This window comes from Candidatus Termitispirillum reticulitermitis (assembly GCF_054655775.1).
The window spans coordinates 26,076-49,850 of the sequence record NZ_BAAIHG010000002.1 but is presented as its reverse complement, the minus strand read 5'-3'; the positions used below and the strand labels follow the sequence as shown (position 1 = coordinate 49,850).

Here is a 23,775-nt window from a genome sequence, read left to right as displayed (position 1 = left end):
ACAAGCCTATTTTGCGGTTTTTAATGGCTTTTGTAGGGCATTTTTCCAGACAAACACCGCATTTGACACATTTGGAATGGTCTATGACTGATAGGTTGTTCTCAACTTTAATCGCCCATTGCGGGCAAGCCTTTTCGCACATTTTGCAGCCGATGCAGCCACCGGAGCAAGATTTGCGAACTACCACCCCGCTGTCCTTTGACGAGCAGGCAACGTATAGGTCTTTATTCTTTTGCAGCAGTCTAATCAACCCTCGCGGGCAGATTTTAGCGCATAGCCCGCAACCGATGCATTTATCCTCATCTATCTGTGCTATGCCGTTATCGCCTACGCTGATTGCGCCGTAAATACAGGCAGTTGTGCATGTGCCACCACCAAGGCAACCGTATATGCAAGTTTTCCCGCCGCCAGCCACAACAGACATCAAGCGGCAATCCTTTATATCTTTATAATCAGCCACACGGGGACAAGCTTCTAAATCTCCATTGCAGATAAGTGTCGCTACGCGTCTCTCGGCGAGTGTGATTGTCACGCCCATTATTCTAGCAATTTCAACGATGACTTTACTGCTTGATGAGGCACACATATCGGGGCGGGCAGAGCCTGCTATGATAGCATCTGCCATAGCGGAACATCCGGGCTGCCCGCAAGCACCGCAGTTTATCCCTGGTAGTAGTTCTAAAATCTGTTCCCTCCTGACGTCCCGCTCCACATTAAACTTGCGCGAGGCAAAGCCCAAGCCTAAGCCAGCCAGCAAGCCGAACGCAGATGTTGTCAGAATGGCATATAACATAAACATTACTTCACCAGCCCTGCAAAGCCCATAAAAGCTATTGCGAGGATACCAGCAGAGATAAAAGCAATTGGCATCCCCTTAAACGCTTGCGGCACGTCCGAGAAGGAAACGCGCTCTCTAATGCCCGCAAACAGCACCTGTGCCACGCCCATACCAGCAGCTGAACCAATAGTAAAGACTAACATCTCTAAAAAACCGCGATTGTCCTGTGCATTTATTAGTGCAATACCCAGCACAGCGCAGTTTGTAGCAATGAGTGGCAGATATATACCTAGTGCGACATGCATCTGCGGGCTAGTTTTTTCTATAGCCATCTCTACAAACTGGACTAGCGAGGCGATTATCAGTATAAAAACAACCGTCTGCATGAATTGTATCCCCAGCGGGACTAGCACCAGCCTATACACAAGCCACGTAGCCGATGACGATGCCGTCATAACGAACATTATCGCTAGGCTAATGCTCACAGACACATTTATAGAGCGCGACACCCCCATAAAGGGGCATATACCCAAAAATCTGATGAGGATAAAGTTGTTGACAAGGGACGATGAGATAAAGAGCATTATGTATTCCATAGCTATTTACCCCCTATTTTCTTGTATATGTAGCCGTATCCCGCCACCAAAAAGCCGACTACGAGGAAACCACCCGGTGGCAACAAAAATATTAACGTTTTAGGCATAGTAGTCACAATAGGTGCACCAAGTAGTGTGCCATTGCCGACTATCTCGCGAATAGCCCCCATTAACACAAGTGCAAGGGTAAAGCCAAGCCCGTTGGCAAGTGCATCTACAAACGATATGAACACACCGTTCTTTAGCGCAAAACTCTCTGAACGGAATAACATTATGCAATTGATTACTATCAACGGGATAAATATGCCCAGCATTTTATAAAGCCCATGCCAGTAGGCGTTCATTAGTAGTTGAATGACAGTCACCAGTCCTGAAATCATTACCAAATATACCGGTAGCCTGATTTTGCGCGGAATAGAGTTCTTAAATATTGATACAGACGTGCAGCCCACAACCAGTGCCGCAGTGGTGGCTAGCCCCATGCCGAGCGCATTTGCTACAGATGTGCTGACGGCAAGCGCGGGACACATACCCAAGTATTGTTTTAAGGTGGGATTGTTGTCAAAAATCCCTTCCCGTAACGTCTTTAATGCCTGTTTCAACATATCTATTTTACACTAACCTTTTGTAATATCGTTGCCGCCACATTGACAGCATCACAGACGGCGCGCGGGCTGATAGTTGCACCACTAAACTGGTCAATATCGCCATTATCAGCTTTCACAGCAAATTTTTTAGAGAGTGCCCCCCCTACAAACTGCCCCGTCCAGCTAACCAGCGTAATCTTATCTCCAAGTCCGGGCGTCTCAGCGTGCTGCAACACGACAACGCCAGTTATAGTAGCCTTGATATCGGCACCTACCAGCACCGTGATTGCTCCGCCATAGCCTTTGTTCGTGGTTGTTGAAACACCGTAACCCACCAGCTTACCGCTGTTTTTAGCAATATATACCTTGTAGCCGTTAAGCTCAACGTTTTCTTCATCGGGGCTGTTGTCAAATGGCGGCAACACCGCCTGCAGACCGTGCAGAAACTCCTTGCGAATCTCCTCTGCTATAATATCCCTAGTCAGCATATTTGCTATGGACATCACGCAGGCAGCCACTAGCGAAACGACAAAAAGCACCAACGCATAGTATTTAACGGGGTTTTCTTTAATCCGATTGTTTGCCGTCATTTGCTTACATCCCTCTCAAATATAGATGCTTCGCCGTAGGCACGCGGTCTTAAATATCTATCTAACAGCGGAGTTGCCGCATTCATCACTAGTATAGAGAATGCTACCCCCTCAGGGTAGTTGCCGAATATGCGTATCATTATGGTTATAACGCCACAACCCGCTCCAAATATTAGTTTTCCCGCTGGATATAGCGGGGAGGTCACATAGTCAGTCGCCATAAAAAATGCACCTAGTATCAGTCCGCCACTGAATAGCTGGACAAGCGGTGGCAGTATCGCATCAGGATGTGCCCAATGGTGTGTGCAGACTAGCAAAGCCGCAGTGCATAAGAACGACACTGGTATATGCCACGTGATAACCCGCGCAAGCAGTAGAAACAGTCCGCCTATAAGCAGCGCAATAGCTGATGTCTCCCCAAGTGCCCCTGCCTGAAAGCCTAGAAAGCTCTGATATGCGCTAGGCAACACATATCCATCTAGTCCTCCGTGCGCCTGTGAATATACCTTAGCTGCACTCATCACGGTGGCTGCACTCACGGCATCAACACCACCCATAGACGGCGCAATGTAGGTAGTCATCTGCACGGGGAACGATATTAGCAAAAAGATTCGTGCAACAAGTGCAGGGTTGAATGGATTGCACCCCAGCCCACCAAAAACCATCTTCGCTATGACTATTGCCACAAAGCTACCTACAATGCACATCCACACTGGTGCAGTGGCGGGCAAGTTCATAGCTAGCAATATTGACGTTACAAATGCGCTGAAATCGCCTAGTGTATGCTCTTTGCCCATAATCTTACTACAAACCGCCTCAAAGAGTAGCGCACTTATTATAGTTGCCGCATATACTACGGCTGAGCGGTGGAATAGTAGCACGGACATCACTATTGCTGGGGTGAGAGCCACCACCACCATAAACATCATTCGGTTAGTGTTAGCCCCCGCATGTATATGCGGTGCGATAGATAGAACGAACCTGTTATTTACTTTATTATTGTTATCCATTTACACACTCAAGTTTTTAGCATAGCCCATAACTGCAGGTTTTGCTAGCTTAAATAGATTTTTCAGCGGTCTTTTTGACGGACATGCGTAGCTGCATGCACCGCATTCAATACAGCTTAATAGTCTGTGGGAGTGCAAATCTTCCAGCATAGAGTTTCTAGCATAGCTTTCCAACATCAGTGGCGACAGGTTCTGCGGACACGCCTCAATGCACCGCCCGCAACGCACACACGGCTGTGTTTTAGGCTCAAATAGTGGCTCACGCAGGGCAACTATGCCGTTCATACCTTTATAAGACGGGATATTCAAGCTCTGTGCCGTGCAACCTGTCATAGGACCGCCAATAATAATCTTGCGTCCTCTGCGGCTACTCTTAATGCCGCCACAGGCTTCTACCAGCCGTGATATAGGTGTGCCCAGTGGGACTAATATGTTTTTAGGCTCTCTAACCCCACCAGAAATAGTTATAACCCGTGATATAAGCGGTTTTCTATCAACAATAGCGTCTCGCAAGGCAAGCACGGTTGAAACGTTGTGGAGTATTATGTTTATGTCAGATGGAAGTTTCCCCTCTGGCACCTCTCTACCCGTCACGGTGAATATCTGTTGTTTCTCTCCGCCTTGCGGGTATATCTGGTGTAGTGGCTGGACGCGTGCCTTGTTGCCCGCCATGCTCTCAATAGAACGGATTGCGTCCCGTTTGTTGGTTTCAATGGCGAATATTACCTCTTTTAATTTTAGTGCATCTTTTATCAGTAGCGCGCCTTGCACTAAATCCCACGTCCGCTCTAACATCTGCCTATGGTCGCAGGTGAGGAATGGCTCACATTCAGCACCATTCACTATAAGTGTATCCAGCTGGTTTTTAGGTGATAGTTTTACGTGTGCGGGGAACATTGCCCCACCTAGCCCCACAATACCCGCAACCTTTGCTACGTCAGCAATGTTCGTTATCTCTCTATCTATGCGCATATATTCGCCTGATTGCTCTACAGCTTTAATAACTATGCACGGTGCTTTGCCTGATACTGGATGGTCGGCGGACAGGTCTATTGATTGGACAATTCCATCAACGGGAGAGTGAATGTTTGCACTGATAAAACCACTTGCAGTGGCTATGAGTTCACCAGCGAGAACTGATTGCCCCTTTTTCACTATACACTGGGCGGGTGCGCCTATGTGTTGAGACAGAAATAAGTAGAACTCATCGCCGTCTTTGGTCGTGAGGTGCTCCACAGGCTTGTAGCGGGTGGCTGACTTTTCGTCAGCAGGATGTATGCCATTAAATGGAGCTGCATTGAAAAACGCCATAGCATTTAGGATAGCACAAAATAAATAAGAAGTGAATAACCACCCCCCCCTACGGGAGGGGGTGGCTTAAAAGACTGTTATTACCTGTTTATCAGCTGTAGTGCCATTTGTGGCAGTTGGTTAGCTTGTGCTAGCATTGATGTGGCTGCGTTCATCATTATCTGGTTCTTCGTGAAGTCCGCACTCGCCTTTGCCATATCAATATCCCTTATCCTGCTTGACGCCGCCAGAACATTCTGCTGTCCGATAGATAACGATTTCAACGCATATTCCATCCTGTTGATACGAGAACCTATCTCCGCCCTCTGCTGCACTACATTTTTAATGGCAGCATCTATCTTAAAAAGTGCCCTCTGTGCATCAGGCAAGGTAGTGAGATATGCATCATCTATCTCTAACGCCACAGTATCAACCCTGCCTACGCTTATATCTATATACTGCCCCGCATTCGCACCTATCTGCGAACCCGTCTCCTTGTTCGCTATATGGATATACTGCGGGTTTAAGCCTGCGTCCTGCTCAAATGCTATATTGCCATTAGCATCCATCTTCGCACTGGTAGTTATATTCGGGTTGAGCTTTATATTAACACCCTTTATAACCCCCCTCATCATAAAGTCTATAGACAAATCACTATTGACATACTGCCCCGTATGCGCATCTGTTACTTTCATCTCTATAACATCATCCTTAGACTGCTGTATCTGCTCTATGCTTAACGCCCTAAGAATATCTTCATCCGCTACAAAACGTATCTCTGAACTCCGACCCGTCATCGCCCCCTGCATAACAATAGTGCCCTTAACAGCATCGTTGCCACTACCAGCAGCTGTTACTATGTGAGCCAGCTTGCTAATCTCAACATCGGGGTCGCCCATCTCTAGTGTTATAGCTATCGCATAGGCGAGCTTATCGTTAAACTCCTGCAATGTATCATACTTGCCCAGATATATCTCAGCAGTCCTGTTGTTGCCGAGCAATGTCAGCTTTCTAGTATTATCTAAGAGCATACGACCATCCGAATCTGTGAAATGCGATATGTCCTTTAACATGGTGCCAGGCAGAGGGTCTATCGTATTCCCGAACGTCACAGTGCCTGAAAAAGTTGGATTATTAAAATCTCTATACCAGTTAACAGTTGCTTTAACAAATTCACCATTAACTATATTAACAACCGTCAACGCGCCACTACTAGCATTAGGGTTAATAATTACACGGATACCTTTCTCTATTCTAACTGACGGATTTACAGTCAATGTAGAACTATTTCCTACAGGTTTAACATTAAGTATAAGGTGTTCGTTGGTATTAACATTAGGCTGCAGAGGTGCAACAATCGCTGAACCGAACAGTGCCTTGTTGCCGGCTGTAACATCACTAGTGACAGCACCCCATAACAATGATGCATTGAAATATAATGCATTACCAAGTGAAAGACCATCTGTATGAACTCTTATATTATTGGTGGATACACCGGTAACATATGTATACGTTGTTGTCGCACTAAAGGTTTCGCCCGTTATGGCATCTGTAGCGGTGAAGCCAATTGTGCCACTGTTACCAGCCACATTGGCAACGTCCTCGTTAAATTCCATTGTTATAGAACCATAAAAACCAGTAGCGCCCGTTGCTAAATTCAAACTCGACAAATGGTAATTATAACCAATCATACCTGTGCCATCGCTAGCTAAAAGCCTGGCCAAATAACTGGCCGACGAGCTGCTAGGTGAGCAATAATCTATAGTCGCATTGTTGACTGCGCGCGGATCGCCCGTGCCATTGAAGTTCATATACCCGCTGGTGTTAGAAACAATTGAGAACATATAACCAATATTTGCATCTGCTAATGGCATAATATTCGTCTTATAAACGGCATTCTGTCCCGGCTCTACACTAAACTCCAGCTTATAGTTGCCACCAGCAGGCGCACCTGTCAATATAACATCTATCCCAGCATTACTACTGCTCCATAGCCCTGACGCATCACCCGATAACAGCTTATGTGTATTAAAATCAGTCTCAACTGAAATCCTATCTATATCTGCCTTTAACTGTTCCAACTCCGCCTGCAATGCTCGCCTGTCATTAGCCGTAAACGTGGCATCCCCCGCCTCTACCGCTAACTCCCTCATCCGCTGCAGCATATCGCCTATAACACCCATACTGCTGTCCGCTACCTGCAGAAAACTAATGCCATTCTGCGCACTAGTAGCCGCCTTAGCCATACCCTTTAACTGTATCTGTAATTTCTCAAACACTGCCATCCCAGCTACATCATCACTAGAACGATTGATACGCAAACCGCTAGACAACCCCTCTACACTCTTCTCCAGCGCACGATTGGCAACATTAAGATGCCTGTTGGCAGTAAATGACAACGAATTAGTATAAATCTGCATGGCTCTCCCCTATTACAGCCATACAGCCATACAGCTATACAGCCTTAGTTTTAGCTCTTGCCTCCATGCAATACCCCGCACTATCGGCAGATTGTTAGGAAAAGTTTAATTAATTCTTGCACATTTCTAAAAAATAGCGTATAAATAACTCAACTAAACACGCTTGAGATAACAGCTGTTCGACGAGTGCCCTGTAAATCAATGTGAATCAATATTTTCACTGGTTTGCTGGGTGTCGGTAGCGTCAGGCGGAGGTATAACAAAGGAGATAATATGTCTTATATTTCAATGAAGAGCCTGCTTGAGGCAGGGGTGCACTTCGGTCACCAGACTAGACGCTGGAATCCGAAGATGAGTAAATACGTGTTCGGTGCCCGCAATGGCATCTACATACTAGACTTGCAGAAGACCGTCCAATGTTTCAACAACGCTTATGAATTTGTGCGCGATATGGCGAAAAAGGGTTCTACTTTTCTATTCGTAGGCACTAAAAAACAAGCGCAAGATGCCATTAAACAAGCAGCCGAAAAGAGCAATTGCTTTTACATCAACCACCGCTGGCTAGGTGGCATATTGACAAACTTTCAGACAATTAAGAGCCGTGTAGAACGGCTAAAAGAGCTTGAAACAATGCTCACGTCTGACTACGTGCAACGTTTCACCAAAAAAGAGGTGTCTCTGCTCCGTAAAGAATATGAAAAGCTAGAACGCAATATTGGCGGGATAAGGGAGATGCACAACATCCCCGATGTGCTGTTCATAATTGATATAAAGATGGAAGCAAACGCTATCCACGAGGCACAGCTATTGGAGCTACCGATAGTGGCTATTGTTGATACCAATTGCGACCCCGAACAGGTTGATTTCCCGATACCGGGCAACGACGATGCTATCCGCGCATGCCAGCTTATAGCTGGACGTATAGCCGATGCAATTGTTGAGGGCAGAGTTGGTCGCGATGAAGAACTATTAGGCGAAGTGCGCGCTGCAGCGGCTGATGACGATATCCCCGATGAAGAGATTATCCGTAGCGCAGAAACTGCTAAAGAAATAAAAGAAGACGTTGAGGTTTAACATGGCAGAAATCAGTGCAAGCATAGTAAAGGATTTAAGAGAAAAGACTGGCACCGGAATGATGGACTGCAAGAAAGCGCTGGTTGAAGTGGGTGGCGACTTTGACAAGGCAGTGGAATATCTGCGTAAGAAAGGACTGTCCGATGCTGCCAAAAAGTCATCTAGGGTGGCTGCAGACGGGCGTGTCCATGCATATATTCACGGAGACGGACGCATAGGCGTGCTGGTTGAGGTGAACTGTGAAACTGATTTCGTGGCTAAAACACCTGAGTTTCAAGAACTTTGCAATGATATAGCCCTGCAAATCTGTGGCAATAACCCTATCGCCATTAGTGAAGACGACATAACCCCCGCACTGCTTGTCAAAGAGCAAGAGATATACACTGCTAAAGCAAAGGAGAGCGGCAAACCTGATAATATAATCGCCAAAATTGTTGATGGGCAGATGAACAAATTTAAGGCTGAGTCTGCACTGCTGTCCCAGCCATTCTTGAAGAATCCTGACATAACGGTGAACGAACATCTTGTCAACAAAATCGCTAAGATTGGCGAAAAGATTAGCATCCGCCGTTTTGTCCGCTATCAGCTAGGCGAGGGGATAGAGAAGGTCGCTGGCGACTTTGTGTCAGAGGTTATGGCACAGGTAGGGCAGGCTAACCAAAGGTAGGACACTATGGTGTGTGCTTATGCGTAAAGAAATCAGGCTATCAGGCTCTGGCGGGCAGGGAGTTATCACTGCGGGGATAATTCTAGCCCGTGCAGCATCTATATACGACAATGTGAACTCCATTCAGTCGCAATCCTATGGTCCTGAGGCTCGTGGCGGAGCTAGCAAAGCAGAGGTTATCATCAGCGACTCAGAGATAAACTATCCAAAGGTGGAGTCCCCTAACCTGCTAATGGCTCTGACACAAGAGGCACTGGACAAATATGCAACTGATTTGCAGCCAGATGCCGTTATAATAGTTGACCCGCTCCTAGTACAAAACACACCCGACAAATATAAAGTCTATAATATACCGGTCATGGACTCGGCACAGAGTGTATTCGGCTCATCGCTTGGGGCTAATATCATATCGCTAGGCGCACTCAACCGCATATATAACGCTGTCTCTGATGATGCACTTAAACGTGCAGTAGCAGACAGCATACCAAAAGCAGTTGAAGCTAATATAAAAGCCCTTGAAGTGGGGCGTGAACTTGCAGAACGAGTCCTATAAACAGGCATATTATCACGCCGTTCGCCGCGCAATATTAGAAAATGAAACCATCCTAAAGGGTTTTATGGAGAATGTTGCGGTCAACTACAATAATACCGATATTACCCTGCTTGATGAACTCTTGGTTGCTATCACCGACAACGATTTGATGGATTTGCTGATAAAACGCACCCTGCCTAATAACTACGGGGAACAATACCGCAACGTGTTGGCTGATATATTAAACTACGCAGATATATGTCGTGCGGAGGGCGTGAAAATCTATGCCCGATAAGATTGCAATACCCAGAACGCTATACTGGGACGATAACGCCCTCACCATACTAGACCAAACGGCTCTGCCAGAACGAGTTTCTTATGAAAAACAAACTGGCATAAAACAGGTGTGGGAGTCCATACACGCATTAAAGGTGCGCGGAGCACCTGCAATAGGCGTTGCAGCGGCTTACGGCGCACTTACGGGGCTGTTTGCTAACCTCGCCCTGCCCGTAAATGAATTTAGAGAGTTATTTATAGAGCAGGCAAATTACATCAATACATCGCGCCCCACGGCAGTCAACCTATCGCGTTCAATCAATATAATGGCTACACTTGCGAAGTCCAGCAAAGCCACCAGCGCAAAACAGCTCTACGATGAGTTAGTCGCATGTGCAAAAACTATCCATAATGAAGATATTGAGATGTGCCGCAAGATTGGCGAGGTGGGTGCACCGCTAATAAAAGACAACTGCACTATACACACCCACTGCAATGCCGGTGCACTAGCAACATCGGGCATAGGCACGGCGTTAGCACCTATGTATGTGGCTCACGAAAACGGGATTAAGTTCAAGGTCTATGCTGATGAAACACGCCCACTGCTGCAGGGTGGCAGACTCACCGCATGGGAGCTACACCAGTCGGGCATAGATGTAGCACTTATATGCGACAATATGGTAGCTGATGTGTTCAGCAGGGGCAAAGTCAATCTATCTATTGTCGGCTGTGATAGAGTTGCTGCAAACGGCGACACTGCCAACAAGATAGGCACACTGGGAGTGGCTATCATAGCTAAACGTTATAATGTGCCGTTCTACGTGGCATGTCCGTCATCTACCATAGACTTTAACATCGCAAGCGGAGCAGAGATACCCATAGAAGAGCGAGACGGGCACGAAATTAGCAAGCTATTTAACACTTATAATCCCGCATTTGACGTGACGCCTAACGAGCTAATAACAGGCTTTATCACTGAAAAGGGGACTATAATGCCCCCTTTCGCTGTGAACTTGAAACTATTGAGACACTAGCCGATGAATGAGCTGTCTAGTGCAAAACGAATACTGGTGTTCAATCCATCCTTCATAGGGGATGCAATACTTACAACGCCACTGATAAAGGCAATACGTAAACTGGCACCAAATGCACAGATAGACCTTTGCATCCGCCCAGAGAGTGCACCACTCCTGAAAAAAATCTCTCTATTTAACGTGCTTACTTATGATAAATACGGGACAGATAAAGGGTTAAATGGTTTTATTCGCCTAGCCACGCGCTTGAAAGCTGCTGAATACGATATAGCATTTGTCTTGCATAAATCGTTCCGCTCTACGCTACTGATGAAACTTGCCAAAATACCACTACTAATTGGCTACAAGCAGGCGGCACTATCATTCTTACTAGATAAACGCACTAACCGCGATATGAGCCTACACGAGGTAGAACGCTGCCTGTCGCTACTTGTGCTAATGATGAAAAACTACACTTTATCTGATGCTAAGACGTTGGGGGGGCTACCGCTCACACACCTTGATGAAAGATACTATAACAACTTAAAAGATTATTATAAGGTGATATGCGGTGGCAAGCGGGTGGTAGGGCTATGTCCCGGCAGCACGTGGAACACCAAGATGTGGTGTGCAGACTCCTTTGTGCAGTTAGCGCAAAAGCTCCATACTATCGGGTTTGCTGTGGCTATTATCGGCGGTCCAAGCGATGTATTTGCTACTGACACAGTAAGGACTAAACTTGATTTTGAATATTTTGATTTTGCTAATAAAGTTCCCTTTGAGCTAATCCCTGCGGTAATCAAATCGCTTGACGTGCTTGTCTGCAACGATAGCGCACCGCTGCACATCGCAGTCAGCCAATCTGTGCCAGTCGTAGCAATATTCGGTGCAACCGTGCCTAGTCTCGGTTTTGCCCCCTACGGGAGTAGCAGATACGTCATAGTAGAGGACACTACACTTGACTGCCGCCCGTGCGGACCACACGGAAGCAAAAGCTGCCCACAGAAACACTTCAAATGTATGAATAATATCAGCCCTGAAAAGGTTGTGAACGCAATGCTATATTTACTTGAATAATCAAGTTTTTATTACATTATTTTTAGTGCTATGGTTTGCCGTTTTATACTCCCACGTGCTGGTGCCATCAGCAACTTCATTAGTTTTAGTGAACCCTAGTTCCCCATAAAACTCTTTAACCATAGTGTTTTTATCAGTAGGATAGTAATAGCCTATAATAGTCTCTACATTAGACTGCACCGCCAGCTGGACGAGTTTATCAAACATAGCATATTCTAGCCCGCGTTTCAGAACACGGCAGCTCATCAGCCACAGCTCTACCTCTAGCTTGCCACCGCCTTTGCGCCCAATTATAACCGATACTAGCCCATTGTCGCCAAACTTATCGGTGAGCTTGCCATACAGCGCGATGTAATCAGCAGAGCTTGCAATCGCCGTAATCTGGGCTTCAGTATAGCGTCTAGTGGTCAAGTTAAACTGGTTTGTCTTATTAGCTAGCTGGGCTATGCGGCTGATATAGAGCTGCTCAAATGGGGCGATGGTAGCAACCATACCAAGCGAGCATAAAAAATCATCGTAATTACTAAACTGCCCCTGCTGCTGCTGCCTTCTAGCATTATCAAGATACATCTGCCCCCTGCTTAAATCGTCAGCCGTAAGGGTGGTCACCTCAAAATACCCTGCACCATCTAGCACCTTAATATAATCGTTCGCACTGGCAAGCTCCGGCACGGCTACCGTAGTGACATTCTCCTTAACGAGCATACGCTCTGCAGGGTTATCATCTATAAACACAAGGCTGTCCAGCCCAATATTCAGAGTGCTGGCAATAGCGCGGACGTTAATATCTTTGCTGTCCCAGTTAGCCTTTATCACTGCAAAGTCGTCTGACTTTAACACGCCGTCAGGGTGATTCAAACCGAGCATAGCATTATTTTCATCATTTTTAGAGGCGATGTTTAGAAGTATCCCTAAATCTTTATGCGCCTTTATATACCGCTGGAACTCGCTGTAGCCCTCACCTGCGGCGTTATCTTCCCCCACCAGTATCCCATTCACACCATCATCGCCTATTACTCCACCCCATAAAGTGTCGTCAAGGTCTAAAACAAAGGCTTTCTTGTTTTTGCCATAGATTGATTTAATAATGTTTGCTACGCTGAACGCCAACTCTGGCATTGCAGAGACCGCCATAGCACACTTAAACATATACCAAGCGGAGTTGTCATGCCAGCTGGCAAGCCCAAATGAGGCTGACAAATAGTCTATATCGTTTATATAAAAGTTTTTACCGGCTTGAGCATACTTGTAAAAACACTGGTTTAGCCGCGATACAAAGTTTGATGCGCCGTGAACATCGCTGACATCACTATTGCCCATAAGACGCCAGATAGGACGCTCAAAATTATTCTGAATGATAGGGCAACGACAGGCATTCGCTAGCCTTTCCCACATAGTCTTAAAATGATTGAACTGCTTTTCAAGCTTATTATCAATATCCACACCAGAGTCGCCCATAGCGGGTAGCTCTGTTATGTTCCTAAACGTGGTATGAATAAATATAATATCAGGCTTAAATGCAGGTAAATCCTCGCTAAACATAGCCGTCTGCCAATATTGCGCATATTCTGATTCATAAAAAATCGGCAATATTCCGTTGGTCAGCAGAAAAATCTCAAGTAGCTCCTTGATGCTCGCCGTAGTGGAGCCACCTAGTATGGCAACCTTTTTCTCAATAAATATGCCCGCTCCCGCCTGAGAACGCAACCCCCGCAGGATAGATTTGCGTTTCTTTATAAGCTCGTCAGCGTCAAATGGATACTGCCCGTGAAACATACATACACTATAGCACAACAACTTTTTCCTTGCCAATCCCTTATGATTGATATTGATTATTTTTCCCCTTGCAAAATAGTTCGCTAGCCTGTATAATGGCGGGCATGAGCAAGAGAGCAAGGATAGCTTTATTTGTTGCTTTTGCGGCATGTATTGCCGCCATAGAGCCGCTGGATTTACAAGCACAGGAGGTGTTGCTCCGCAAGGACGCAATCAGCACCGAGTTGTTCCTGCGCATATCCACGCAGAGCGTATCATCTATAGAGCAAGACGGCACTAAAGTAATCGTTCACTTTAAGGATAACATAGAAAAACCATTCAATCAGCGTTTTGATGACAAATATATCCAGTCTATCACTGGTTCAGGCAAGCAACTCATTATAACATTAAAGGGGAATACCGATTTCGGCGCATTCTACGACCCGCATGGCTTGCGATTTATCGCCGCCCATCAACGTCAGCTTGATAACGTTCTGTTGAGCTATGGCGTAGGCGCGCCTATGTTGCGCAAAGACAATATACGTATAGAGGACCCCGCACTTGATGCACAACTTGCACTGGCTGACAACTATAAGCGGGACAAGCGTTTCCCTGAGGCTGTGGCGATACTTCGTGGGCTTATCTCATCTAATAATCCATTCTACGCTCAAGATGCCTCATTCAGACTGGGCAGCGTGTATATGGATATGGGAGCTACAATTCCTACGGCATTTTTAGAGGCGGGACTTGCCTACGATGAATTTGTAAAACGTTTCCCCGACAGCAATAGGGTGCTACAAGCTAAGATATTATCGGCACTGGCTAAAGAATCTAGCGGGGATATGAGTAGCGCAATATCTACCTATCGTGATATATACGCCTATTCATCAGATATGGAGACCCGCCGCCACGCCCTAATCCGCATAGCAGAACTGTATCAGGAACTACACGACAACCCGCATGCTATAGAGGCGTATGAGAACTACGTAAGCGTCTTTAAGGCTGAGGCTGACGATGTACGTAATATACTAGGCAAGCTCTATCTCAACGAAGAGCTGATTGATAAAGCGTATCGGCTATATGAGAATGCTTCTGTGGCAAGTGTCTCTGATATGCTAGACGATTCGCAGCTACTAGCCCTAGCCCGTGTATTTAAGGATAAAGGCGTTCCGCAGAAAGCCATTGATATATATCAGCAGCTCACCAGTAAAAGCTCACCAGAGGCGGTATCTGCTTGGGAAGATTTAGCCGAAACCTATCGCATGGTCGGCGATGTTCCGCGCCTGACAGAGGCACTAGTGAACCTAATGGCTGTGGCAGGCATCACAGAATCAGGTCTGCGCGCTAGAGTGGACTTTGCCGAGCTGAACGTTAATGCACGAACGGCTGATGAGTGGAAAGACTTCTTCGCCCCAATCTATACTGATGATGCTGAAAGCTACGGGCTACGTCCACGCACAGAGATGGTGCTCCTAAAAGCACTGCAAAACGATGGTGATGCTGTGCGCTTGGCAGCAAAGATTGATGAATACCTAGCGTTCTATGCCAATGACGAACAGAACGCAGAGCTATCTAAACTAAAAGAACAGATGTTGTTTGACAAGGGAGTCGCATTTCAAGAAGCTAAAGAATATGAAGGTGCTGTTGTGATGTATAGACAGATACTTGCGAGTTTCCCAGATTCTCCACACAAAGATGCTATTCAGAAAAATATAGACGATATTTATTATAGTATAGCACACGATAAATTTGATGCGGGCAACTTCTATCAAGCGATAACAGATGTTGAGGACTGGATGGTGAACCACACCGATAACAAAACTAACCGCTGGACTGCTCTGTGGGAAGACTCAATGTATCAATACGTCACTTCAACCGCTAGTCTATCTCCTAAAATGCTCCGCTATCGGGCACGAGTCTATCTGGCTTATGCTCCTCGTGGCAAATATGTGCGCGATATGAGGAGATTGTTAGAACAAAGTTTCTCAATGGATTTGAGCGATGCTTATGCCAGCGGAGGCAACGCAAAGCTATTAGACCTTTATCAAGAAAACTACCCATGGCTTGACCTGTGGCCTGACCAGTCATTTAACAACAGAGCAAAGATTTTCGTTGCCAAGACGCTACTAAACGTAGGTATGCCTAACGAGGCTGCCAGACTCTACGATGATATAGTGCCTACAACCGACCCGATATATGCTAATATCGGCTATACGCTCTGCCGCAATAATGTGGTGTATAATATCAACAACCTGACGGCAGAAGAGTTTAAGACTATAGTGCAGGAAACTGCAGGCTGTAAGAAACCTGAATATACAATTGCACTGCTTGATAAATACACCGCCAATAGACCACTCGCACTAAAGATGCGCTACGATATAGCCAAGCTCACCACTGACGATGTGAAACGTGAGGCAGAGTTTAGACATATATATCTACAACTTACTACCAATTCTGGTAATGTTTTTGACGGCTGCGAAGAGGTCTATTTAGAAACGGGGATGCTTGAATACAAGCGCAATAACTTCACCAGTGCCCTGTCCCCATTGCAATACTATGTTGATAATACTAAAGACGATGGGCAGGATAATCAGAAAAAAGCCCAAGCGTTGTATTATATCGCCCGTTCGCTCATAAACCTGAACGAACACGACCGTGCTGTAGATTATTTCCGCCAGATAGTGGCGATGCCGGGGGAGTCCACCTATAAGGTGATGGCTCAAAGCGAATTGGAGAATGAAAAGTGGCAAAAGGGAGACGCTCAACAGGGCTAAATAAGAAAAACTATGCAGTAGCCAACCTGTCGCAGCTTAAAGACGACTTTAATGCCTTTATCAACGCTAGCGGGCAGGTTGAGCAGACACATACAATGATTCAATCCGTCACTACGCTGTTAGGCTACGTTGACGGAGTAAAAAATGAACTTTCATACAAATCAACACTACTTGACAGCGTGCTGAATAGCGCACGCTCTGCCATTATAGTCTTTGATTCTAACGAAAATATTACCCTAGAAAATAACGCGGGCAGACGTATCAGGAAGAAGATTGGACAAGAACGGCTGAAAGAAATATTTAAGCTGGCACTCTCTAGTGGCGGTGCTGTGGAATCTGAGTATGAGAATGCGTTTTTTCGCGTAAGTGCTACACCGCTTATCTCAAAAGATGAGCTGGAACAGGGCACCGTGCTTGTTGTTGATGATATATCGGAAATCAAGGCACTTGAAATAGAGGCACAGCGCAATGAAAATCTGCAGACTATGGGAGAGATGGCAGCGCAGATAGCACACGACATAAGAAACCCTTTGGGATATATGGAAATCTCCGCCTCACTTTTAGAGCGGGAGCTTACGGACAATGGACATAAGAAACTAACGGCTGATATTATAAAAGCTATACACATCATAAACAACACTGTGGAAAACACTCTGCTATTTACAAAGGATATTCGCCCAAGGAAACAGACACACGTGTTAGCAGATATTGTAGATGATGTTGTGTTGTTTCTTCGGCATAAGCTGGAAGAGCGAAATATTTCTATTATCAACGAACTAGATGAAGAACATCTAGTTGAATGCGATAAAGACCTGCTCAGGCATATTGCTATGAACCTAATAAACAATTCTATAGAGGCTGTGCCACTGTGTGGCGAAATAACGCTACGCTCTACTGCTACTGATAAAGAAATTGCCTTTATAGTCCACGACAATGGTTGCGGTATTAAGAAAAATATGCGGCATAAGATATTCGTGCCCTTTCAGACTACTAAAGCAAAGGGAACCGGACTAGGACTATCTATAGTCTATAAACTGGCACGTGCACATGGTGGCAACGTAACGGTTGAGAGCGACAGCAACACGTGGACATCGTTCAAAGTAACACTCCCATATTCACTGAATAAACACAAAAAAGCCCGATGACTTCTGGGCATCTAGCAAGGCGGGCAGGGAGCTTGCTATTTTTAGCGTCTTTTTATGGTTGTTTCGGGCAATCCTAGTGCTTTTTTCTGTAGTTTTTCATACTCAATCTTGGCGTATTGTAGATTTTCAATGCGATGTTTCATAAGCTCTTTCTCGGGCTGATTGATTCCGGGCGTTGCCAAACTGTGCTGTAAGCACTTAATATTGTAGTTGCATGCATTATGGAAAGCATCTTTAGGGACACCACTCCTTACCCGATATGGTGTGCCAGTCGTAGGGTGCGTTGTTTCAGCCTTTACATAGTCTTGTGGATTTGTTTCTAATGTATTGAGTGAGCGTAGTGCATCATTAGATTTAACAAGCATATTGCTTAACCCACTCAATATTAGTAGATTTGCCATATCTTTGCCTTTTTCTCTGATAGTCTCTTCACAAATTTCTTTTTCATGTGCTAGATATGCTGCTTCAGCTCTCCATATCAGCTCTAAGTTGCAATTTGTTCTAGCCTCTTGATATGCTGATATTGCATTTTGTAAGCCATCGGTTAGAATAGAAAGTCCCGCTTCAGTCTTTCCTGACGTTGCTAAATTTTGTCTGCCAATATCTATATTAGCTACACTATCAAAGATTTTATCTATCAAACCATTCTTTACCATATACTGCCTCTACTTCTGATAAATTAAAACCACTATTCTTTACATAGTCGCCACCAAACGCCATTTTCATAGCTTTTGCAACAGATAGTGAGACAGGAATAGTTTTGGAAAGTGCCATTGCCTCGTCTTTCTTGCCTGCTTTTTTTAACTCAATACTGCGCAGAGCTATGTTAGTCTTTTCGTCTAATGTCATTGCATACATAGTTGCCCTCCAATAATTCTGTTTGCATGATTATAGCAGACCTGTCGGACTACTACAACCCTCCCCGCCGTCCATATATTTTAATAGCTTGACAACCCAACCCGCCATACACTAATATTGTGCAACTACAAAAAATGGTGGGAGATAGGGGGTGCATCATGACAGATTTATCATCTAAAACTATTGCGGTGTTCATTGAAAACTACTTTGACGACCGCGAATTTCTATACCCGACTATCAGGCTAGAAGAAGCTGGAGCAAAGGTTATCGTGGCAGGCACTGCCGCTAAAACTGAATACCATAGCAAAGCGGGCTACATCGCCATATCTGACGTTGCATTCAAAGCTCTTGATGCCGACAAGCTAGACGGAGTAATTATCCCAGGTGGATTCGCACCTGACTTCATCAGACGAGACACAGCAGCACTTGACATCGTCCGCAAACTAAATGAACAAAAGAAGATGGTCGCTTTCATCTGCCACGCTGGCTGGGTAGCAATATCAGCAAACATATTAAAAGGTGTTAAAGCTACATCGGTGCGCGCTATCAAGGACGATATGGTCAACGCTGGCACCGTCTGGCAAGACGTTCCCGCTATGAGAGACGAACATATAATATCGGCTATGAGCGCACCAAACGTGGCGCAGTTTATGAAAGAAGTTGTCGCTTACCTAGCAAGTAAGTAATTAAACAGTACACACAAATATGAACGAACTAGCTAAAGAAATTGAAAGAAGAATACTTGGCGCACCCTTTCACCAGTGGATGAACATAAACGTGATAGACGCAGGCGAAGGTTTCGTAGAGATGACAGCAACCTATCGCGATGAGTGGCTCGGCAACCCTGATAAACACTCATCTCATGGCGGGATTGTAGCAGGACTGATAGACTTAGCCGCTGACTTTTCGCTATACACCTATATAGGCAGAGGCGTACCAACCATAGACCTGCGCGTGGACTTCCTAGCCCCAGCTATCGGCAATCTGATGGCTGTAGGTAAGGCAATCAAATATGGCAAACGCATATCCACCGCAGAGGCGAACATTTATAACGCTGATGGCAAATTGGTCGCAAGTGGCAGAGGAACATTTCTCACCTGCTAATTTACCTGCCACAGGCAGATGCATTATAGCATTCAATTACATCTGATATTAGTTGGCGGGTGCCCTCATAGCGAACCCCAGTATATAACTTTTTAGGCATAAGATAGATTTCTAGTGCACTCGGCAGGTCGCCGCTAGTCTGCTCTAATAACGCCGCTAGATAGTATATGGCTGTCTTTATATTATTTTTCGCAATAAATGGGTCAACATCGCCCATAACCTCTGGTTGCAACGCCATTATCCCAACTGCGCCATTGTAGCTTATTGTGTATTGTCCCCTGCCAAGCATATTAGCTAAAGCAGTCACCAGAGCTGGTTCAAGCCCCACTTCTTTAGCACTTTCGTTTAGATAGCCCGTTATGTCATCAGGACTATCCCCCTTGAGGAAAAATCCAGATTCAAATAGTATATGTCCCACAAGCCGTTTAACAGAGCTTGCCCGAGCTGACATGTAAAATACGTTGAGAGTAGCACCAGCATTCATTAACGACAGGGCACAAACTACATTCACAAACACACAGAAACTTAAGAATGTGGCTAGCACACAAACATAAACCCTTTTCATAGGTCTAGCGGTCTGCCAAAGTTTCTAATAACGCTACGTTTTGACTGTGTTACAAAATCAGAAAAGACTTTAACCTCTCTAGTTTGTTCTAGCTCTGCAAATCTACTGGGCAGGTCTTTCACTAGAATATTCTTGTCTATAAATATTTCAAATGCTTTCTTCAACTCCGCACGAGCATGCTCATCCACCCCATGCCTGCGCAGCCCTATCGTATTCATAGAAACTATATTATTATGAAGCACAGTGCAATACGGTGGCACATCCTTGCTGATACGCGACAGAGCCGCCACCATAGCAAGCTCGCCTATATGAACAAACTGGTGAATACCTATAAGCCCCGATATTACCGCATCATCAGCCACATGCACGTGCCCTGCTAGCGTAGCACAGTTTGCCATTATAGTTCTGCTGCCTATCTTGCAATCATGAGATATACACACATACGCCATAAACAGATTATCATCGCCTACAACTGTTGTGCCGTCCTCTTTATTAGTGGCGCGGTGCATGGTGACAAATTCACGAATTTTATTACGTTTACCTATGATTAGCTTGCTAGGCTCGCCGCGATAGCTCACGTCCTGCGGGTCGCCACCGATATGTGCATTCGGATACACATAAGTGCCTTCGCCTACCTCAGTATCAACTTCAACGGTAGCTTTTGCACCGACTTTCACACCCGAGTGTATAATACAGCGCGGACCAACATAAGCCATCTGTCCTATCTCGGCATCCGCCGCTACCTCTGCCGTCTTATCTACATAAGCTGTTGAATGAATCATCTTACTATATACTAATCACAGCACTAAAGCTAGCTTCGCACACCACCTCGTCATCTACCGATGCGGTGCCACGCGTCCACCAGAAACGCCCCCTTTGCCGCTCAATATGTGCCTCAAGTATTAGCTGGTCGCCCGGAACAACTTTCTTGCGGAAACGCACACTCTCAATGCTGGCAAAAAATACCTGCGCATTGTCATTCCAGTTGTCTTTATGTGCATAATACGCTAAAAAACACGATGTTTGTGCTAACGCCTCTATTTGCAAAACACCGGGCATAACAGGGTCATTAGGGAAATGCCCGTTGAAGAAATCTTCGTTAAAAGTCACATTCTTTAACGCCTTAGAATAGCCTTCACGAATTTCAAGCACCCTATCAATCAATAAAAATGGGAATCTATGTGGCAAGACCTTTTTTATTAGATTTATGTCATATTGTATTTCCATAACTACTTCTCCCCTATGCTGTTTCTAATGGCAGACAGCTCTCGTTTCATATCGCCAAGCTGCCCTATCAGGGCAGTCTGTTTTAGCCATTCATTGATAGGACGCGCAGGCAAACCACCATACACACCCTTTGATAGATGTTTCATAACGCCCGTCTTTGCAGCCAACTGAGTGCCCGATTCAACATTCGCATGGTCGCCTACACCACACTGCCCGCCCATAGTAACAAAATCGCCTACTACAGTAGAGCCTGCAATACCTACCTGTGCACATAGGAGGCAGTTCTTGCCAATCTGCACATTGTGCCCTATGTGGACCATATTATCTATCTTTGTGCCAGCAGCAATAACTGTGCTGCCGATAACAGCCCTGTCTATAGCACTATTTGCACCTATTTCTACACCATTACCGATAACCACATTGCCTATATGGGTAATCTTCCTGTGATTTGCGCCTGTGAACTCAAAGCCGAAACCGTCCGCACCTATAACCGCACCAGCGTGGATAATAACACCATCGCCCATAACAGTATTGTCATATATAACCACATGAGGATATAGCTTGCAACCCTTGCCTATAACAACATTTGCACCCACAATAACCCCGCTACATATATGCGCCCCATCACCTACAACACTGCCCTCGCCCACTACGGCAAAATCATCTACCCTAGCACTAGCCGATACTTTGGCACTGTCCGCTACACTTGCCAGCTTAGATACGTCACCAATAAGCGGTTTAGCTGGATGCAATATATCAATAGCAAGTGTCATAGCAAGTCTAGGGTTCTTCGCCTTTAACAATGGTTTATCGGTAGCGGGAAAGTCCAGCGGCACAATATACGCCGCCGCTACACCCGCAGTTTGAGCTAACATTGAGACTTTATTCAGCGCACAAATGCTGTCAGACTTTTGCTCCTCAGGCAATGAAAGGGTTGCCACCTGCACTGCGCCCGCACTAGCGGGGACAAGCTCTGCACCTATACCAGCAGCAAGTGTATCAAGCCTAGTCATCTCTTATCTCTTCTTTCCAGATGCCTTATTATACCTGTCTATAACTTGTTGCGAAATATTAGGATAGCTGCCATCTGTGTAGACCATCGCTTGCACAGGCAACACTAACGTGTATTTCTGCTCCCTTGCGATAGCCTCTATATAGCTTTGCATCTCTTTCTGAATTTTAGCCGTAAGTTCCTGCTCTTTCTTCTGAACCTCAGCAGAATATTGACGGAAAGTAGCTTCAAGACCAGCTCTGCCCTTAGTAAGCTCATCTATGCGCGCTTTCCTAGCAACCTCTGATAGAGCACCCGCTGTTTTCTGAAAATCACCCTCTTTCTTTGCTTGTTCGTCTTGCAACTTCTTGAACTTAGTATTGCGCTCATTTTCATAAGCCTTTAGTTCGTCTTGCGCACGCTGAGCTGCAGTTGATTTAGACATACATAGCACTATATCAACGATGGCAATCCTATCCTCAGCAAAGGCGGAAACCGAAAGTATTAGCGCAAATACTAGCGCGAAAACTGTTACCCTTTTCATTGTATCTCCCATAAAAATATTTTTATGGAGAATATAACAGACTATTAACAATTTGTCAAACTAATGCCACCTTATGCCAACTACAAACTCAACTGTGCTGAAATCCTCTATCTTAAAGACTTTTTCATGGTGGTTAGTTACCCAAGCCCAAATTGTAGTATCATAATCCCTAGTAGTCCATTCAACTTTTATCTCTGGATTGTCCAGCGATTTATAATATTTATACCTAACACTAACAAAGCTACCCGCACTGTGGAAGTTAAGTCCCATGCCAAATATTCCATATCCGGAATCTTTGGTGGCAGAGGCGTGGTCTAAAATGCCATAATACTCAGCTTTCGTTGTGTTATAATGCCCATAGCCACCTGAGATAAAGAACTCGCTACCACCATCGCCAAACGGCTGTTTTAATAGTATGTTTGCATCGCCACCATAGCTCTCTGACTCAAATTTCGTAATACTATACCAATCGCTTATATACCTCGCAACAACTTCTAGTCCGAGGTATGCAGTCCAATAGTGCTCAAATCCTAAAGATTTTGGACCGCCCATATCTCCGCCCACGCCAACTCCTAAATACATATGCGTTCTGCCTACAGAATCACGGATACTTTCTTTGCCCCGTTGAGCGAACGCTTGCCTATCTATAAGCTCCCTCTGCCTCTCAGCATTCTCCCATTCCCATTGCCGCCGCATCCTATCATCAACCGCTTCCTTGTCGTATTCTTCAAAACCGTCAGCATTTTTGTCATATCCATCAGACCGGTAGCCATTGTCGCCCGTGCTCTGCGCAAAAATTAACGATGGATAAAATAACACTAGAAAACTAACAATAAGCAAATAACATAAACGTTGCATAAACACCCCCCTAGTGAACGAGCCATAAACTGCAACGGGAATTA

General features: G+C 45.4%; 26 protein-coding genes. 10 read left to right on the top strand and 16 right to left on the bottom strand.

Features of this window, described 5'->3' with window-relative positions; translation table 11 throughout:
• The 7 genes from AC1MDJ_RS00790 to AC1MDJ_RS00760 all read right to left on the bottom strand — a co-directional run.
• The coding region (locus tag AC1MDJ_RS00790; protein ID WP_479689048.1) for an RnfABCDGE type electron transport complex subunit B at positions 1–799 on the bottom strand (799 nt) is incomplete at its 3' end.
• On the bottom strand, positions 799–1,374 hold the full coding sequence (gene rsxA, locus AC1MDJ_RS00785; RefSeq protein ID WP_479689047.1) for an electron transport complex subunit RsxA: 576 nt from the start codon (positions 1,372–1,374) through the stop codon (positions 799–801). The genes rsxA and AC1MDJ_RS00790, both read right to left, overlap by 1 nt.
• Positions 1,375–1,376: 2 nt before the next feature.
• Positions 1,377–1,979, bottom strand: a complete 603-nt coding sequence (gene rsxE, locus AC1MDJ_RS00780) for an electron transport complex subunit RsxE (RefSeq protein ID WP_479689046.1) — start codon at positions 1,977–1,979, stop codon at positions 1,377–1,379.
• Between the two features lie 2 nt (positions 1,980–1,981).
• Entirely contained in the window at positions 1,982–2,551 is a 570-nt protein-coding gene (locus AC1MDJ_RS00775) for an RnfABCDGE type electron transport complex subunit G (RefSeq protein WP_479689045.1), read from the bottom strand.
• Positions 2,548–3,561 carry an RnfABCDGE type electron transport complex subunit D gene (locus tag AC1MDJ_RS00770; RefSeq protein WP_479689044.1) on the bottom strand — a complete coding sequence of 338 codons (1,014 nt, stop codon included), beginning with the start codon at positions 3,559–3,561 and terminating at the stop codon, positions 2,548–2,550. The genes AC1MDJ_RS00775 and AC1MDJ_RS00770 overlap by 4 nt, the downstream gene beginning before the upstream one ends.
• Entirely contained in the window at positions 3,562–4,872 is a 1,311-nt protein-coding gene (gene rsxC, locus AC1MDJ_RS00765) for an electron transport complex subunit RsxC (RefSeq protein WP_479689043.1), read from the bottom strand.
• 80 nt (positions 4,873–4,952) lie between these two features.
• Positions 4,953–7,271, bottom strand: a complete 2,319-nt coding sequence (locus AC1MDJ_RS00760; protein WP_479689042.1) for a flagellin N-terminal helical domain-containing protein — start codon at positions 7,269–7,271, stop codon at positions 4,953–4,955.
• A 273-nt stretch (positions 7,272–7,544) separates the two neighbouring features.
• On the opposite strand from AC1MDJ_RS00760, the gene rpsB reads away from it, so the two are divergent.
• Genes rpsB through waaF form a run of 6 tightly spaced genes read left to right on the top strand, consistent with a single transcriptional unit; the run spans position 7,545 to position 11,910 of the window.
• Complete coding sequence (rpsB, locus tag AC1MDJ_RS00755; protein ID WP_479689041.1) at positions 7,545–8,345, top strand: 30S ribosomal protein S2; 801 nt, start codon at positions 7,545–7,547, stop codon at positions 8,343–8,345.
• Between the two features lies 1 nt (position 8,346).
• A complete protein-coding gene (gene tsf, locus AC1MDJ_RS00750) occupies positions 8,347–9,012 on the top strand; it encodes a translation elongation factor Ts (protein WP_479689040.1) in 666 nt (221 codons plus the stop codon).
• A 19-nt stretch (positions 9,013–9,031) separates the two neighbouring features.
• Entirely contained in the window at positions 9,032–9,565 is a 534-nt protein-coding gene (locus tag AC1MDJ_RS00745; protein WP_479689039.1) for a 2-oxoacid:acceptor oxidoreductase family protein, read from the top strand.
• Positions 9,546–9,839 (top strand): succinate dehydrogenase assembly factor 2, encoded by a 294-nt coding sequence (locus AC1MDJ_RS00740; protein WP_479689038.1) that lies wholly within the window; start codon positions 9,546–9,548, stop codon positions 9,837–9,839. Before AC1MDJ_RS00745 ends, AC1MDJ_RS00740 begins: the two co-directional genes overlap by 20 nt.
• The gene (gene mtnA, locus AC1MDJ_RS00735; protein WP_479689037.1) at positions 9,829–10,854 is read left to right on the top strand and encodes an S-methyl-5-thioribose-1-phosphate isomerase; all 1,026 of its coding nucleotides are present in this window, start codon (positions 9,829–9,831) and stop codon (positions 10,852–10,854) included. The genes AC1MDJ_RS00740 and mtnA overlap by 11 nt, the downstream gene beginning before the upstream one ends.
• A gap of 3 nt (positions 10,855–10,857) precedes the next feature.
• A complete protein-coding gene (waaF, locus tag AC1MDJ_RS00730) occupies positions 10,858–11,910 on the top strand; it encodes a lipopolysaccharide heptosyltransferase II (protein ID WP_479689036.1) in 1,053 nt (350 codons plus the stop codon).
• On the opposite strand, the gene AC1MDJ_RS00725 is transcribed toward waaF, so the two are convergent.
• Positions 11,911–13,686 (bottom strand): HAD-IIIC family phosphatase, encoded by a 1,776-nt coding sequence (locus AC1MDJ_RS00725; protein WP_479689035.1) that lies wholly within the window; start codon positions 13,684–13,686, stop codon positions 11,911–11,913.
• A gap of 68 nt (positions 13,687–13,754) precedes the next feature.
• Between AC1MDJ_RS00725 and AC1MDJ_RS00720 the strand changes: the two genes are divergently transcribed.
• Together AC1MDJ_RS00720 and AC1MDJ_RS00715 are read left to right on the top strand one after the other, a co-directional pair.
• Positions 13,755–16,439: a tetratricopeptide repeat protein gene (locus AC1MDJ_RS00720; RefSeq protein ID WP_479689034.1), complete on the top strand. Its 2,685-nt coding sequence runs from the start codon at positions 13,755–13,757 to the stop codon at positions 16,437–16,439.
• Complete coding sequence (locus AC1MDJ_RS00715) at positions 16,409–17,584, top strand: sensor histidine kinase (protein ID WP_479689033.1); 1,176 nt, start codon at positions 16,409–16,411, stop codon at positions 17,582–17,584. Before AC1MDJ_RS00720 ends, AC1MDJ_RS00715 begins: the two co-directional genes overlap by 31 nt.
• Positions 17,585–17,625: 41 nt before the next feature.
• Here the strand turns inward: AC1MDJ_RS00715 and AC1MDJ_RS00710 are convergent, their stop codons facing one another.
• Both AC1MDJ_RS00710 and AC1MDJ_RS00705 read right to left on the bottom strand, forming a co-directional pair.
• Positions 17,626–18,240 (bottom strand): hypothetical protein, encoded by a 615-nt coding sequence (locus AC1MDJ_RS00710; RefSeq protein WP_479689032.1) that lies wholly within the window; start codon positions 18,238–18,240, stop codon positions 17,626–17,628.
• Positions 18,215–18,442 carry a hypothetical protein gene (locus tag AC1MDJ_RS00705; protein WP_479689031.1) on the bottom strand — a complete coding sequence of 76 codons (228 nt, stop codon included), beginning with the start codon at positions 18,440–18,442 and terminating at the stop codon, positions 18,215–18,217. The genes AC1MDJ_RS00710 and AC1MDJ_RS00705 overlap by 26 nt, the downstream gene beginning before the upstream one ends.
• 158 nt (positions 18,443–18,600) lie before the next feature.
• On the opposite strand from AC1MDJ_RS00705, the gene AC1MDJ_RS00700 reads away from it, so the two are divergent.
• The gene (locus AC1MDJ_RS00700; RefSeq protein ID WP_479689030.1) at positions 18,601–19,128 is read left to right on the top strand and encodes a DJ-1/PfpI/YhbO family deglycase/protease; all 528 of its coding nucleotides are present in this window, start codon (positions 18,601–18,603) and stop codon (positions 19,126–19,128) included.
• Between the two features lie 19 nt (positions 19,129–19,147).
• Positions 19,148–19,546: a PaaI family thioesterase gene (locus AC1MDJ_RS00695; protein WP_479689029.1), complete on the top strand. Its 399-nt coding sequence runs from the start codon at positions 19,148–19,150 to the stop codon at positions 19,544–19,546.
• Position 19,547: 1 nt separating this feature from the next.
• On the opposite strand, the gene AC1MDJ_RS00690 is transcribed toward AC1MDJ_RS00695, so the two are convergent.
• Genes AC1MDJ_RS00690 through AC1MDJ_RS00665 form a run of 6 tightly spaced genes read right to left on the bottom strand, consistent with a single transcriptional unit; the run spans position 19,548 to position 23,731 of the window.
• On the bottom strand, positions 19,548–20,111 hold the full coding sequence (locus tag AC1MDJ_RS00690; protein WP_479689028.1) for a lysozyme family protein: 564 nt from the start codon (positions 20,109–20,111) through the stop codon (positions 19,548–19,550).
• Complete coding sequence (lpxA, locus tag AC1MDJ_RS00685; RefSeq protein ID WP_479689027.1) at positions 20,108–20,893, bottom strand: acyl-ACP--UDP-N-acetylglucosamine O-acyltransferase; 786 nt, start codon at positions 20,891–20,893, stop codon at positions 20,108–20,110. Before lpxA ends, AC1MDJ_RS00690 begins: the two co-directional genes overlap by 4 nt.
• Positions 20,894–20,897: 4 nt before the next feature.
• Complete coding sequence (gene fabZ / locus AC1MDJ_RS00680; protein WP_479689026.1) at positions 20,898–21,338, bottom strand: 3-hydroxyacyl-ACP dehydratase FabZ; 441 nt, start codon at positions 21,336–21,338, stop codon at positions 20,898–20,900.
• Between the two features lie 2 nt (positions 21,339–21,340).
• The gene (lpxD, locus tag AC1MDJ_RS00675) at positions 21,341–22,351 is read right to left on the bottom strand and encodes a UDP-3-O-(3-hydroxymyristoyl)glucosamine N-acyltransferase (protein ID WP_479689025.1); all 1,011 of its coding nucleotides are present in this window, start codon (positions 22,349–22,351) and stop codon (positions 21,341–21,343) included.
• 3 nt (positions 22,352–22,354) lie between these two features.
• Positions 22,355–22,873, bottom strand: a complete 519-nt coding sequence (locus AC1MDJ_RS00670) for an OmpH/Skp family outer membrane protein (protein WP_479689024.1) — start codon at positions 22,871–22,873, stop codon at positions 22,355–22,357.
• Between the two features lie 60 nt (positions 22,874–22,933).
• Entirely contained in the window at positions 22,934–23,731 is a 798-nt protein-coding gene (locus AC1MDJ_RS00665) for a hypothetical protein (RefSeq protein ID WP_479689023.1), read from the bottom strand.
• Positions 23,732–23,775 lie beyond the last annotated feature (44 nt).